The sequence below is a fragment of the Terriglobales bacterium genome, assembly GCA_035573675.1.
In the GTDB taxonomy this organism is placed as follows: Bacteria; Acidobacteriota; Terriglobia; order Terriglobales; family Acidobacteriaceae; genus DATMAB01.
In genome coordinates this window covers 1-14,579 of the sequence record DATMAB010000016.1, presented here as the reverse complement: position 1 = coordinate 14,579, position 14,579 = coordinate 1, and the positions used below count along the sequence as shown (strand labels likewise).

The 14,579-nt window shown below is 66.6% G+C and carries 11 protein-coding genes and 1 tRNA gene; 4 read left to right on the top strand and 8 right to left on the bottom strand.

The genetic code is table 11. From position 1 onward, the window contains the following. The 5 genes from VNK82_07320 to VNK82_07300 all read right to left on the bottom strand — a co-directional run. Nucleotides 1–540, bottom strand: a 540-nt coding sequence (locus VNK82_07320; GenBank protein HXE90756.1) for a hypothetical protein, incomplete at its 3' end; no start/stop codon positions are given. A 61-nt stretch (nt 541–601) separates the two neighbouring features. Further along, nucleotides 602–2,167 (bottom strand): hypothetical protein, encoded by a 1,566-nt coding sequence (locus VNK82_07315; GenBank protein HXE90755.1) that lies wholly within the window; start codon nt 2,165–2,167, stop codon nt 602–604. Nucleotides 2,168–2,251: 84 nt separating this feature from the next. Continuing rightward, nucleotides 2,252–2,920, bottom strand: a complete 669-nt coding sequence (locus tag VNK82_07310) for an anti-sigma factor (protein HXE90754.1) — start codon at nt 2,918–2,920, stop codon at nt 2,252–2,254. Further along, nucleotides 2,917–3,621 (bottom strand): sigma-70 family RNA polymerase sigma factor, encoded by a 705-nt coding sequence (locus VNK82_07305; protein HXE90753.1) that lies wholly within the window; start codon nt 3,619–3,621, stop codon nt 2,917–2,919. The genes VNK82_07310 and VNK82_07305 overlap by 4 nt, the downstream gene beginning before the upstream one ends. Before the next feature lie 249 nt (nt 3,622–3,870). Further along, nucleotides 3,871–4,287: a gamma-glutamylcyclotransferase family protein gene (locus tag VNK82_07300; protein ID HXE90752.1), complete on the bottom strand. Its 417-nt coding sequence runs from the start codon at nt 4,285–4,287 to the stop codon at nt 3,871–3,873. A gap of 95 nt (nt 4,288–4,382) precedes the next feature. On the opposite strand from VNK82_07300, the gene VNK82_07295 reads away from it, so the two are divergent. From VNK82_07295 to VNK82_07285, 3 genes are all read left to right on the top strand, one after another. Beyond that, nucleotides 4,383–6,449 carry a hypothetical protein gene (locus tag VNK82_07295; protein HXE90751.1) on the top strand — a complete coding sequence of 689 codons (2,067 nt, stop codon included), beginning with the start codon at nt 4,383–4,385 and terminating at the stop codon, nt 6,447–6,449. 144 nt (nt 6,450–6,593) lie between these two features. Further along, nucleotides 6,594–6,669, top strand: a tRNA-Ala gene (locus VNK82_07290). Between the two features lie 325 nt (nt 6,670–6,994). Beyond that, on the top strand, nt 6,995–7,798 hold the full coding sequence (locus VNK82_07285) for a PilZ domain-containing protein (GenBank protein HXE90750.1): 804 nt from the start codon (nt 6,995–6,997) through the stop codon (nt 7,796–7,798). A 123-nt stretch (nt 7,799–7,921) separates the two neighbouring features. On the opposite strand, the gene VNK82_07280 is transcribed toward VNK82_07285, so the two are convergent. Then, on the bottom strand, nt 7,922–8,377 hold the full coding sequence (locus tag VNK82_07280) for a DUF4440 domain-containing protein (GenBank protein ID HXE90749.1): 456 nt from the start codon (nt 8,375–8,377) through the stop codon (nt 7,922–7,924). Nucleotides 8,378–8,505: 128 nt separating this feature from the next. After that, on the bottom strand, nt 8,506–12,762 hold the full coding sequence (locus VNK82_07275; protein HXE90748.1) for a DEAD/DEAH box helicase: 4,257 nt from the start codon (nt 12,760–12,762) through the stop codon (nt 8,506–8,508). Between the two features lie 200 nt (nt 12,763–12,962). Here VNK82_07275 and VNK82_07270 point away from each other — a divergent pair, with 200 nt between their 5' ends. Further along, nucleotides 12,963–13,298, top strand: coding sequence for a hypothetical protein (locus VNK82_07270; GenBank protein HXE90747.1), 336 nt, complete (start codon nt 12,963–12,965; stop codon nt 13,296–13,298). 176 nt (nt 13,299–13,474) lie between these two features. Here the strand turns inward: VNK82_07270 and VNK82_07265 are convergent, their stop codons facing one another. Continuing rightward, the gene (locus VNK82_07265; GenBank protein ID HXE90746.1) at nt 13,475–14,095 is read right to left on the bottom strand and encodes an HAD hydrolase family protein; all 621 of its coding nucleotides are present in this window, start codon (nt 14,093–14,095) and stop codon (nt 13,475–13,477) included. Between the last annotated feature and the right edge of the window lie 484 nt (nt 14,096–14,579).

Here is a 14,579-nt window from a genome sequence, read left to right as displayed (position 1 = left end):
TTCCTCGGTGGCGTTCGGCGCAAGCACCAGGCCGGTGTCCACGGTGTCGATGGCGCGCTGCGCGAACTTGGCCACGTCGGCCAGCTTCTCATCGCGGTCGAGATCGGTCTCCCGGGTGCGATCGGCCAGCACACTGGCGGTCATGGCCAGAGCCCAGGTGTTGTCCGGGTCGTACTCGATCGACTTGCGGCCCATCTCGATGGTCTTCTCCGCATTGTTGGCGTTCTGGTATCGCTGTTGCAGCACCTGGTACAGCGTGCCCCGTAGCCGGCTGGTGGGGAAGCGGGTCACGAAATCCGTGGCAGCGGCTTCCGCAGCGGCCATGTCGGCGTTGTTCACTACCGCCATGTAGGCCGCCTGCTCTTCGGCAGTCTGTGCCTGCAGCACACGACGTCCGGGGGTTGCGGGCGCCGGTTGGCTGGGTTGGGAACCGGCTTGCGGCTGGCCTGCCGGCGGTTGCTGTTGCATGCCGGCGGCGCCGCTTACGGACATTGCCATCAGCGCCAGGCTCAGGATCAGGATTGAGGATGATTTCTTCATCAGCGGTCTCCTTGGATGTTGCTCGCGCCGGGCGCCCGCAGGCGGCCGGACGGGTTCAGGCCTACGGCCTGGCCGCCTGCGGTTCGTAGGGCTGGGCCAGCCCTCGTTCCGCCGCGGCCCGGGTGTCGGGCGTGGTATCACCCGCGGCCAGCGCAGCACGATAGTGCGAAACGGCGGCATCGCGGTTCTCTTGCAGGTCAAAGATCCTGCCGAGGTAGATATGGGCCCAGGCCACCAGACGGGGCTCCCGGGCCAGTTCCAGAGTGCGTTCGAAGTAGAGGCGCGCTCCCTCCATGTTGCCGCTGCGGGTGGCGGCGCGCGCCAGCAGGAACAGCGCCCGCGCCGGGTCCTCGCGGCGGGCTTCCAGCGCCTGGCGGGCCAGTTGTTCGGCCGTGGCCGTGTCTCCCCGCGCCAGCCGGTCTTCGGCCAGAACCAGCAGCGGGACTTCGCCCGGCCGCGACGTTTGCAACACTTCAGGCGCGGACTGCGCGGCGAACTGCACCTCGCGGGCGCGACCGATCTCCTCCGCCGCGGGCAACTCGTGCAGCATGTCGCCGAAGGCGTCCTTGATGCCCACCGGGCTATCCTCGAACCGGCCCAGCGCGCCGTAGAAGTAGCGCGTCAGCACGAAGCCTTCGCGCACGGCTTCCTCCGCCTTGCGCTCCCGGAATTCATGGATCTTGTTTTTGGGCGTGCCTTCCGGGGGTGCCGCGGTTCGGGCTTCCAGGGCGCGGATCAGCGACTCGATCACCAGCAGCCCCACGTCGTGCTTGAAGCTTTCGTCCATGGGTGCTGGCTTCACGATCTCCAGCAGCGGTTGCAGCTTGATCAGCGCATTGGCTCGCTTGAGCGTGAAGGTGTCGAGCACGTAGTGCAGGTAGGTGTGCCGGACCTGCTGCATGCGCGGCGGCCCGGCCGGCGAAATGACCACGAAGTAATGAGGGCCGTAGTTGCGCGCGTTCACCTGGCTGGGCGCGGCCAGCGGGTCCAGATACACCACGAAGCGGCGTCCCAGGTAGCCGGCGAACTGCAGCTTCAGGTACACGTCCGTTTCCAGCAGCATGCGGGAAACCGGCTCGTGGTAGGCCTCGATGAAGCTCTCATACTCCGGCTGATGCTTCCTCCAGATAGCGCCCAGGTTGGCCTCACTGTAGAAGAGCTTCAGCAGGGGCGCCAGGCCGAGCACGTATGCGGCGTCGGGCGGGAAGTCGGCTTCCTTGGCGTTGGGCGCAAACTCCGGCGGGCCATCCAGGTACAGGGCCAGCGACACGTACTGGGAAAGCGTGCGCGCGGCGTCCGGCTGCTGGTGGTCGCGGTAGAAATCGCAGACCCGCCGGTGGGCGGCCGCAGCCTCCGGCGTGGCGGTGATGGCGTTGGCTATCTCCGCGCGGATCTTCAGCCGCAGCGGGTCGGAAGTCGCGAGTTCCTGGTCGTAGCCGCAGGCGTTGATTCCGGCCAGCACGCTGAACAGCGTCTCGCTGGTGTCGAGGGTCACCTTGGAAGTGGTCTGCGCGCCACACGGCAGCGCAAGCACGCCGCACAGGCCCGCCAGCATCACGAACCGGGGGAAAAACCGCAGCACCGCCTCCTGCAAGTTGATCCTGGGGTGGGAGATTCGGAGAGTCAAGTGTACGGGAGCACTCCCGCGCCGGTCAATTCCGCTGCGCGGGCGCCGACCTGCGACTTCGTTCAAGTGGCAGACCGCGAATCCTTATCCCTTCACCGACACCTTGGAGAAGGAGAGCACTACGCGCCCCGCGGTGGGCCGCCCAAACGACATGGCCGGGCGGAAGGTGGTGAAGATCAGCGCGTTACTGAGCTGTGTGCGCAACTTCTCGTCCTGCTCCGGACCTGCGAGGATGCGATAGTCCTGCACCCGGCCGTTGGCGTCCACGTAGGTCTCCACCACCAGCGCATCGGCGTTGTTCAGCGAACTGAGGCCGGCGGCGAAGGGCGACCCTTCCAGTTGCGGCGGCAGGTACAGCAGCGTGGGGACATCGTCGGCGCCCGCCTGTGCCGGTACCGGGTAGATGCCCAGCAGCAGCCCGAACAGGATCACCGTGCTGACCAGCCCCGCCGTGGCGGGTAGCAGGAAGCCGTTGATGGCGTTCTCCAACCGCACCATACCGGCGGCCAGGCGGCGGCTCAACGTGTCGGCGGAGCGCCGGGAAAGGGCGACGCGCAACTGCAGCGCCAGCGCCTCGGGCGCGCGCCGCGGCCCCAGGGCATGCACCAGCGCCTGGGTGCGGGTCAACTGGCGATACTCCACGCGGCAGGACGGGCACTCCTCCAGGTGGCGCTCCACGGCCAGCATCTCGGCCCCGGTCACCACGCCGTCCAGGCAGGGAGAGAACAGCGAACGGGCCTGTTTGCACTTCATGGCGTAACCTCGATGGCCTCGCCGGCGGACGTGCCGGCATCCTCTTCGGCTCGGACCGAGCGGCGCTTCGTTTCCGGCGCCGTCTCGCCGGCATAGCGCAGCAGACGCTTTCGCAAAGCGTCGCGCCCGCGCATCAAACGTGATTTCACCGTCCCCAGCGAAACTCCCAGTACTTCCGCAATCTCTTCGTAGGAAAGCTCTTCGATATCGCGCAAAATGACGGTGGTGCGATAAGGCTCGGGCAACTGCCGCAGCTCTTGCTCCAGGCGCTCCCGAACCTCCCCCTGCATGGCCGTGTCGAGCGGCGAATCCGCATCGTCCACCAGCGTCTCCCGCAGGCAGGCGCAGAAGCCGGATTCGCCTGTCTCCGCGCCGGGCTCGATCGATGTCTCGCGCCCCTTATGCCGGTACCACCAGCGCCGCTGGTTCGACGCTTCCCGGATGGCGATGCGGTACATCCACGTCTTCAGGCTGGCGTTGCCCTGGAACGAGTGGATGCCGCGGAACACCTTCAGGAAGACTTCCTGCGTGGTGTCGGCGGCGTCTGCCGGGTCGTGCACAATGCGGTACACCAGGCTGTAGATGGGCTGATGGAAGCGGGCGATCAGCCACTCGTAGGCCTCTTCGGAGCCGGACTTCAGCCCGGCCACAATGGCCACTTCTTCTGCGCGGCCACTCAGCGCGCTTGCGATATCGCCCACTTTGCCGCTCCCGCCGGCGCGGATCCGTTGTGCCCGCCGGCGCCTTCCGGCACTGCTTCGGCCGCTGCCTCACCCGGCCGCGACCTGCTAACCCTATTAGACTACAGGACAGAGCAGGAAGTTCCCGCCCGCCTGCTTGGATGAGACCCAGCCCGCCCGCGATGCCCGTTTCCGCGGTTATCCCGCTACTTTAGGAACGCCCGTCTACCTGTTCCTTGCGGCACTAAACAGCCCGCCGTCCCCTCTTGTCTACCGGATGTTCTCCACATAGTCCGAGGGGAAGCCCGGCCGACGCGCGAGGTCGCGCAGCTTCGCGGCGTACTCGGGGTTCGCCTCTTCGGGGCTCGGTGCGGCTGGCAGATTGAAGCACAGCGCCGCGGTTCGGGAGCCGTCGCTGAGTTCGGCGATCACCGCTTCCGGCCGGTACATGCGGACGCTGGCTTCCGCGTACAGTTGCTCGAGCTCGGCATGCGTCAGTTGCATCAGCATGCCGTACGCGCGTCCCTGCGCATCGGGCGCCAGCGTGGCACGCTGGCCGATGCGCAGCGAGTACCCCGGAACCGATCCCGCGCGAAGTTTCTGCGGTTCGGCGCCCTTGCCGCGCAGGAGCTCGACGTCCATGAACAGGCCGTAGAAGAAGACTTCGATACGTCGGGGCGTGTCCATTCTCGTGTTCTTAACAGAAATTGGTCCTGTGTCCAATCCGAATCTTGCGCTCAAACTAAGGAGGCTGTTCTAGAATTCCGTGCGCGGAGAAGCCCATGCGACCCATCGGCGCCTTCCTGGTTTGCTGCGTAGTCTCTCTGCCCGCCCTCGCGCAGCCACCGACCAACCCGCCGTATCTGGCCGAGTTCCCCTCGGTGGAGCGGGTGAAGTCCGAACTGAAGGGCGCCGACGCTATGGACACGGCCGCCCGCCAAATGGGGGCGTTCTGGCAATTGCAGGAAACCATCCGGCAGATGGCCGCCTCACAACGAAGACAGCTCACCGCCGATGAGCGTCGCCTTATCGGGCAGTATGGCCTCGCCTATCAGGCCGCAGGACAACCCTATCAGTCTTACCCCGACCGGCCGAAGTGGTACCAGGCGCACGCCTTCTATGAAACCAATCGCGACTTCCGCGACCAGGTGCTCGGCCGCTTTCTACCACCGTCGTTGCTCGCACAAGTGCCCGGGGCGCGGACTGACGTGGCCGGCCGAGGTCGATCTGCCGCTCGAACCACGCCGCAGGACGGCCAGCAGGCTGCAGCGCAGCAGCGCGGCCCCAACCTCGCCGCCGACGTGCTCCGCCAGCGCAAGCCTTCCGACGCCCAGCGCGCGATGGCTCGCTGTCTCGCTCTGGGCAACAGTGAAGAGCGGTGCGTGAACCAGGTGGCGAGCCGCCAGCTCTCCGAGGAGTGGAGCTCCTACATGCCGTGGCTTAAGCAGGAACGCAGCCCGGGCATGTACTTCACCGGCGTCTACTCCGGCCCCGGCCGCTTCAGCATCACGTTTTACGGGGAGACCAGCTCGGTGGCCTGCGCCGATGTTCAGGGCCAGGGAGCGCCCTCCGCCGGCTACGCCATCGAGCGTACCGCCAACGGCCTGCAGATCAGGCTGTTCGATTCCGCCTCCGCCTCCGGGGCGGCCACTACCTGGCAGGGTCAGCGGATCGTCCTGCCGCTGCGGTCCGACGGCAAGCTGGCAGCCGCAGGCACCATCCGCGTGGCCGGGCAGATTCCGGTAGGCACGCGGCAGACCACCAGGACAGAAACCAGCACCGAGAAGGTCTATTCGCCCACGGCCCAGTACAGCCCTTTCGCGAAGCAGGACTGGGGTGGGTGGTACACGGAGGAGAAGGTCAGTCGAAGCGTGCCGGCGACGGAAACCATCTGGGCGCCCAAGACTGTCACTTGCACACTCGCCCCTTTGACCCCTACCGCCAAGGTGGCGTCGCAAACCAGTCTCAGCGAAGGCCTGGCCAGCGGCCTGGTCGGAGCCCTGCAGGTGCTGGCCGGCGCGGCCAGCGGCCAGCCGGGTGCCGTCGGCTCTGCGCTCGAGGCTGTCCAATCGCCTGCGCCCGACCCCGGCTTGCGTATCCACGGCCAGTATTTCGGAGCCGAAGGCCTGGAACTGGAGTTTTACCCTACTTCGGCGGTGGTCGGCTGCCGTCAGGCTCTGGTGGCGCGTGACTACACCGTGACCTTCAGCGGCAGCCGGGTCTTCGTGAAGATCGCCAACGACGCATCTCCCATGACATTCGAGCTGACGCCCGCCGGCACCCTGACGGGTTCCGGCCAAGTGCAGGTTGATGGACGCGTGCTGGTCGGCCTGGACTCGAACGACAGACCCAACTTCCAGCCGGTTTCGGACATCTGCGCCGTGAGCACTCTGGCCCCGGCGGGCACCGCCGCAGGAAAAGCAGCGGCGGCCGCAGCCGCAACTTCCCTCCGGCACGGCGACGCCCGCCTGACCATCCGCGCTCAACCCGGGACCCGCCTGACGCTTCTGAAGGAAAGCATGGAGACTGCCCTCACCCAGCGTGGAGTCCGCTTGCCCGCAGGCAGCGCCCGCATCAGCTCCTGGATGGCGGGTTGCGGGGCCGAGCAGGCGGAGTGCCTGCAGACCATGATGGAAGCCATGCAGGCCAACGGCGTCGCCACCCTCATGGTGAATCCTGATGGCAAAGCGCAGTTCCCTCCGGTGCCCGCCGCAACCTATTACGTCTTTGGCATGGGCGAGCACAGCGGCCGGTTCATGCTCTGGCACGTCCAGGTTGAAATGGAGCCGGGGGAAAGCTCGGTCACGCTCGACCATCGCAACGGCGAATCGCTGGAAGGCATCCAGTAGGGATCTCACGTCCTTTTGCAACCAGCGCGCCGCAGAATGAGAAGTCCCGCACGACGCGCGCCTCGCCAGCGTGTTCGCGTTTGACTATCCCTTGCGCCTCGGCGAAAATGAATCCGCGTAGCCTTCCTGTCGAATCTTCCGCGTGGGCCTGTGGCGCAGCTGGGAGCGCGCTTCCATGGCATGGAAGAGGTCGTCGGTTCGATCCCGACCAGGTCCACCACTGCTTTCTTGAGCGCGTCCCGGCATGCCGGGAAAATCGTCGGTTTGATCCCGAGCAAGGTCCGCCCAATCTTTCCCCTACTTTCTGCACCGGCCGTTCAACGACCGGAACCACTTGCTCTGCCGCGGGAGCGACCGTATTAACGGCCCTGGTTCCCCTCTCTCAAATGCCCGCTAACCGCTTTCCCTGCAAGTACTTAACTTCCTTACCAAGGTAATTTTCCGATGTTACTGCGGTTATCTTTTCCCGCAACAGTGCTAGCGCTAAAGTGCCGGAGGATTCGGAGGTTGGCACGCATTACTCCGGCCAGGAGACTGGTTCAGAAATGGCCATGCAAGGCACTATTTGCATCGCGCCCGGCAACCTGCAGCGCTGGCGTGCCGAGGCCATCATGCTGGACAGCCGCGCCGAGCAGCGCGGCTTGCGGCGTTACGCCCTGCGCGCGCAGGTGACGGTGCGCTGGTCGTACGGCTCGACCGGCGGCACGGTACTGGCTCTGGTGCGCGACATCAGCGAGAACGGCGTCTTCCTGTACCTCGACTCGCGCGTTCCCGAGGGCGCCAATATCGAGTTCATGCTGTCGCTGCCGACTGAGATCGCAGGCGACACCCAGAGCGCCTTCTGGTGCAAAGGACGCGTCGTACGCGTCGAAGCTCCGCTGGGCGCCAAGTCAGGAATCGGCGCGCGCATCGAGCAACGCAAGAAAGTTCCCAGGGACTCCAAGCTCTACCAGGCAGGTTCGGTCAGTTCGAGCGACGCGCCTCTGGGCGGCCTGGAGAAAGCGATGGTCAGCGCCGGCAAGGGCGCCAGCCACAAGAGCGGCGTGCGGCAGGCAAGTCCTTCCGCCATGACGCAAGTGCATCACAGCGAGGCGGGTGTGATGTTCTTCGCCGCCCTGGTCGTGCTGGCGGCCGGGCTGTTGTTCAGCGTGTTCGCCCCTCCCGCCCCAAAAACCGTGCAGTCGGAGGTGGTCGCCGATCCCGACGCTAAGGTGTGGGTGCACACTCGCACCGGCCAGTACTATTGCGAGGGCACGCCCGAGTTCGGCAAGCTGGAGCCGGGCAAAACCATGAGCCAGCACGACGCCCAGGCTGCCTACTATCGCGCGGCGGCGGGCGTCTGCCAGTAAACAAGTTGCGGCGCTGAAGCGGCGCGCGGCAGCCGGCCCGCGCTTTCCGGTCCAACCGGCGCAGAAGCGCTCCTGGAGGCACGGGCCTGGCCCGTGCCTCCCCCATTTTGCGCCCGGTGATTGCTAGCGTGCCGCCGCGAAATTGGCGTGCACCAGCCACCACTGCCCGTCCTTCTTCACGTAGACGCGCGTGGACTTGGCGCGCTGCGGCTCGACCACGCCGTCTTTGTTGGCCACCGCGCCGATGAAGTTATAGGTCAGGATGGCCACGTCGCCGTACACCTGCACCTTCTCGTTGGCCATCTCCGCCGCCATCAGGCGTCCGGGAGAGCCCAGGCCGGCTTCCGCCAGCCGCTGGTTCATGGCCTTGCCGTCGAGGCGCGTGGGGTACTCGTCGTTGAACTCCGTGTAGTCGTCGGCGATGTTCTTCCACGCGCCCGCCAGGTCCTTGCGCATCTCGGCTCTCCACTGGGCCTTGGTGACGGCAATGACTTCATCGGCGGCTGCGCTCCCGGCCTGCTGCGCCAGCCCCAGGCCGGTCACCGCGGCGAGCAACACCATCAACAGGATTCGACGCATCTGGATTCTCCTTCAGCGGGCGAAAGGGCGTGGATTCGAACTGCGATCTCGCCGCTTGGTCTTGGATTGGAAAGGCAGGCAACGCTACTCAAGCGCGCTCCAGGAGTCAAGCCGCGCGTCCGATCGACTCAATCTCCCGCCCGTGCTCCTCGATCGTGGGTCTCGTCCTCCACCGGTACGCCATCGCGATAGCGCACGAACTTCCCTGAAACAGCCGGCACCCGCTCCCCTGGCACCAGTATCCCCACCAGGTTCAGCGGGTCGGCGGCGGAGATGGTGATGGTCTCGCCGCTCGGTGACATCTTGCGCGTGGCGCGCAGGGAATCCACCGCCACCGGCAGCGCGAACTGCTCGCCCAGGAAGCCGGAGACGAAGCGGCCGCCGCACACTTCGCCGCGCGCTTCCAGGCGGCGGAAAGCCTCCAGCAGTTCACGCCATTTGGGCACGATTGTCTCGCGCGCCAGCAGGTCGCGGAAGACCACGCCGTAGCGCTGCAGCAGCATCTTGCAAGTGGCCTCAACGGCGCGCACGCGGTCGGTGCTCTCCCCGGCATACAGCAGCGACCATCGCCCTGGGCTGTGTCGCGGCCGTGCGACCCGTCCCGCGCCGTGTCCGGAGCGGCGCTTGGGATCGATGAGCGCGCGCAGATTGTCGAACCCGTCGGCCGTCACCAGCCCGGCGGCCACCAGTTCCCACAGCGCCGTCTCCACTTCCGCCTTCAATCGCCCGGTACCGCGCACCAGGTCGGTGAAGAAAGAGGCGCCGCGCTGCTTCAGGTAGCCCAGCAACTCGCGCGCGCCATGGCTCAGGCCGTTGCCCTCGTCTTCGTGCGGACGCCGCGGCAGCATCCAGTCCGCTTCCTCGCGCACGAAGAAGGTGATGGGCGCGACGCTGGTGGGCACCACGCGGCGGCGCCCGCCGGCGGCGTCCTCCAGCGTTGCCGGATGCGGTGAAAGCCTTCCCCAGCCCACCGCGCCGGTCAGGCACAACTGGTCCAGGACCTTGGGGTCGTAGCCCGCCACCCGTCGCGCCAGCACCTGCGGTTCCCAGGCATTGGCCGGGATCTCGAAGCCCTGCAACTGGCGCACCGCTTCCAGCACGCCGCGCTCGCCGCGCAACTGCGCGCCTTCGGCCAGGTGCTGCCAGCGCAGCAGCCAGCGCAGGAACTGCGCCGCCGTCACCGGCTCGATCTGCTTGCGCAACCTGCCCAGCGTGAGCTGATGGATGCGGGCCAGCAGTCGGCGCTCGCACCACTCGTGGACTTGCTGATCTGCGGATGGGGCGGTCTGGTGATTGCGGAAGTTGCCGCGCAGGAGAGCGCCGGCGGCCTCCAGGCGAAGCATCGGCTGCTCGATCTCGCGTTCCGCCAGGCCCAGCGCATGGGCCAGTTCGCGCGAGGTCGTGGGGCCGGTGTGCTGCATCCATCCGGTGACCAGCGCCAGCAGTGCGTCGTCGCGTGATGGAGCCTCTCCTGCCACTGCGGGCAGGGGACGCTCGAAGCGGGCTTCTGGAAAGAGAACGCCGAAGGTCTTGGCGCGCTCGGTGGCCACCCAATAAGCGCGGCCATCTGCAACCGCACGTCCGGCGCGATCGGAATCGACCAGGGCCTCGAAGTATCGTGCCCAACCTTCGACGATCGGCCTCCCAGTCGGTGCTCGCGTTTCTTCCGGCAGCGCCAGCAGGGTATAGAGCGCGTCGTGCAATTCGTCGGCGTCGCGCACTTCCGGCCAGGCGTCCTCGCAGACCTGCGCGATGGCTTGCGGATCGAGCCGGCCCACTTCCGCCAGCACCGACTCCGGCAGCACCCGCCGCATCTCCACCGCGCGCGCCCGCCGCTCTTCGAGCGGCGCATCGTCGAGGTAGGCATAAGGATTGGCGTTCAGGATCTGGTGCGAAAACGCCGAGGGCGCCACCGTGTCCACCGCCAGGGTGCGGATCGCGCCCGAGGCGATGCCGCGCAGCACCGCCCGCAATCCTTCCAGGTCGAGCGCTTCGCTGAGCACGTCTTTCATCACCTCGCGCACCAGCGGATGATCGGGGATGCGCATGTCGCCGGTGATGTTCTCCTGGCAGGCGGCCACGTCGGGGAATACCGAGGCCAGCAGGTCGTCCGAGCGCATGCGCTGGATCTGCGGCGGCACCTTGCGGCCGCCGGCAAAGCGCAGCAGCGCGAGCGAGCGCATGGCGTCCCAGCGCCAGCGCGCTGCAAAGATGGGCGAAGCCAGCGCCGCCTGCTCCAGCACTTCCTTCACCGTTTCCTCGTGCAGGAACTGGAAGACGTCGCTCAGCGGGAAGCTGTGCTGCTCGGCCAGCGCGATGTTCAGTCCTTCGTCGGTGGCCGCGGCCTGCAGCTCGAAGTTGAAGGAGCGGCAGAAGCGCTTGCGCAGCGCCAGCCCCCAGGCCTTGTTGATGCGCCCGCCGAAGGGCGCGTGGATCACGAGCTGCATCCCCCCGCCCTCGTCAAAAAAGCGCTCGGCGATCACCGTGGTCTGCGTGGGCACCGCGCCCAGCACCGCGCGTCCCTCCACGATGTAGGCGACGATCTGCTCCGCTCCGGCGTCGTCCACGCCGCACTCACTTTTCAACCATTCGATTGCCTGCGTTGCGCGCTCCGGGACCATATCGCCCACCCGTTCCCGAATCTCCGCTACCTGCGCCGAAAGCTCCGCCGTGCGCGCCGGTGCTTCGCCGCGCCAGAAGGGAATATTGGGGGGAGCGCCATGCGCGTCTTCCACCAGCACGCGACCGGCGGACTCGATGCGCCGGATGCGCCAACTGGTGTTGCCCAGCAGCATGATGTCGCCCTTCATGCTCTCGACGGCGAAGTCTTCGTCCACCGTCCCGACCGTCACCCCCTCGGGCTCGGCGATCACCGTGTACAGGGCGTTATCCGGAATCGCGCCGCCCGAGGTGATGGCCGCCAGCCGTCCGCCCCGGCGGGCCTTCACCCGGCCATGCACGCGGTCGCGGTGCAGATAGGCGCCGTAGCGGCCGCGCCGCGCCGCGATGCCTTCGCTCAGCATCTCCAGCACGGCATCAAAGGCCTGGCGCGCCAGCTCACGATAGGGATAGGCGCGCCGGGCCAGAGCATACAGTCCGTCCTCCCGCCAGTCCTCGACCGCGCACGCCGCCACCATCTGCTGCGCCAGGATGTCCAGCGGCGCATCCGGCACCTCCAGCCGGTCCAGTTCGCCCAGGCGGATGGCGCGCACCAGGGCGGCGCATTCCACCAGCTCATCGCGCGTGGTAACGAAAAAGCGCGCCTTGGGGACGGCGCCACGCCAGTGGCCGGACCGTCCCGCGCGTTGCAATGCGACCGCGATCGCCCGCGGCGAGCCGATCTGGCACACCAGGTCGACCGTCCCGATGTCGATGCCCAGCTCGAGCGAGGCCGTGGCCACGACGACCTTCGCCTGGCCTTCTTTCAGCCGCTTCTCCGCTGCCAGGCGCAGCTTGCGCGCCAGGCTGCCGTGGTGCGCCGCCACCGCTTCCTCACCTAAGCGCTCCACCAGGTTGTGCGCTACGCGCTCCGCCAGGCGCCGCGTGTTGACGAACACCAGCGTCGAGCGATGCTCGCCGACCAGTTCCGCGATGCGGTCGTACAACTCGTCCCACATCTCGTTCGAGGCCACCGGCCCGAGCGGCATGCCCGGAACTTCCACGGCAAGGTCCATCGCGCGGCGATGTCCGATATTGACGATGGCCGGCAGCGGACGCTCGCTGCCGGCCAGGAACTGCGCCACCACTTCGATGGGCTTCTGTGTCGCTGAGAGTCCGATGCGCACCGGGCGGTGTCGCGTGAGCGCTTCCAGCCGCTCGAGCGAGAGCGCGAGATGCGCGCCGCGCTTGTCGTCGGCCACGGCGTGGATCTCGTCCACGATCACCGTCTCCACGTCCTTCAGGACGGCGCGGCTTCCCTCCGCCGTCAGCAGGATGTAGAGCGACTCGGGCGTGGTCACCAGGATGTGCGGCGGACGCCGCAGCATGGCGCGGCGCTCGTGGGCCAGCGTGTCGCCGGTGCGGACCGCGGTGCGTATCTCCGGCATCAGCAGGCCGCGCTCGCCCGCCCGGTGCAGAATCTCGCCCAGCGGGACTTCGAGATTCTTCTGGATGTCGTTGCCCAGCGCCTTGAGCGGCGAAATGTAAAGGACTTCGGTGCGGTCCCGAAGCTCCCCCGCCAGCGCCTTGCGCACCAGCCGGTCAATGCAGGCGAGAAACGCGGCCAGCGTCTTGCCCGAACCGGTGGGCGCCGAGATGAGCGTTGCGTGCCCGGCCAGGATGTGCGGCCAGCCCTGCTCCTGCGGCTCGGTCGGCGATCCGAAGCGCTCCAGGAACCAGTCCCGCACCAGCGGGTGGGCCCATCCCATATCCGAGCCGGTGGACATAGAGTCGGATTCTAGCGCGGAGGGACGACTTTCGCAAATTCTTCGCCCTCGATTGTAGTTCCGGCTGGTTGTCATTCCGAGCCCGCCGCGGCGAGCGAGGAATCTCTATGGCCAGCAGACGTATCCGGGCGACACGGTGGCTATCGGAAGGCTACGTTTCGCTCAGCCTGACAAACCCGAAGCTCGACTAGAATCAATCGGTGGCTGGTACCCTCAAGGACCTCATCCGATGCCCGCACTGCAACGGCGCGGAGATCGTCTACTCCTGCGAGCCCAAGTGCTGTTTCAACCACGTCTGCGCCGACTGCCGCTCGACCTTCGAGATCAACACCCACAAGACCGGGCGCTTCGACCGCGAGGCCTCCATCCAGGCCGCCGAGCCCGAATCCGGCGAGCCCACCACCGCCTGCGCCGCCTGTGAGAGCCTGAAGCTCGCCGTGCTCAGCGCCGATGGGAACGAGACGCTGCTGTTGTGCGGCGACTGCCGCGCCATCTCCCGCCTGGTGATCGAGGAATTCGTCGCCGGCAACTTGTAGCGGGCTTGCTGACTCCCGGCTGAAGGCCAGGAGCCCAGTGCGACTCGGCGACTTTAGAGACGTCTCCACGAGATCGCTTTGTATCAGGGCACGGCTTCAGCCGCGCCGAAACGGGCTGAGATATCAAGGGCCTGGCGCCTAAAAACCGCATGCAGAAAGTCCCTCGATGGCGGCCATCATTTCTTCGGCGGCACACGCTCGTTCAAATAGGCGTGCATGACCGATGTCCACTTGCCCTGGGCGCGCAGGATGTACTCCACCGCATCGCGAGCCGCGCCCGCCCCGCCGGCATGCCGGGTGACGATGTGGGCCTCCTGCTTCACTTCCTTGCGGGCGTTGGCGGTGGCGATGGCCAGCCCGCAGCGGCGCATCACCGGCAAGTCGATGATGTCATCGCCGAGATAGGCCACCTCGCGGGCCTCGAGTTTTTCCTGCGCCAGGATCCCCTCCAGGACCGCCACCTTGTCGGCCGCGCCCTGGTGGACGTGGTCCAGGCGCAAGTCGCGCGCACGCAGCGCAACCGTTTCCGAAATCCGCTTGGTGATGACGCCGGTCTTGATCCCCGCCAGCCGCGCCAGCGAGATGGCCGTGCCGTCGTGCGCATGAAAGCCCTTGGCTTCCACGATATTCGCGCTCGAGATGGCGTAACCGCCCGCGTCGGCGCGGGCCGCGGCGGCCGATGCCGTTTGCTGTTCGGCGCCGGCGGTCGCGGGAAACAGCCAGATGGTGCCGTCGGTCAGCACGCCATCCACGTCCATGAGGATCAGCTTGATGCGCTTCGCCCGCCCCTTCGACATAGCGGCCAGATTGTAGCAGCGCCCCCGCAACCGACGGTCCCGGGCATCTCGATTTTGGCTTTTCCAGCCAGTGCAGTGCACCTTCTTGTTTCTTCGAGAATTTCAGAGAGTGTCATTCTGAGCGACCAAAGGGAGCGAAGAATCTATGTATTTGATTTCTAGTGCATAGATCCTTCGCCCTCCAGGGGGGCTCAGGATGACAGCGGGGATGTTCTGGCGCTAATCTGCGAGACACAACACTAGCAGCTGGGCCACTAGCCACTGACCACTGACCACTGCCTCAGCTCCCCGTCATTTATAATCAGCATTTGATTCTCTCCGGAGCCGTCCTTTCATGATCCGATTCCTTCAGTCGTCGAACCGTGGCGCCAAGATTCTGCTCGGCAGCATGCTGCTGGTGCTTTCCGCGGCCATGCTGGTCTACCTGATTCCCGGCTTCATGGACGCCACCGGCGGTCCCGCGCGGGGCGTCATCGCCAGCGTC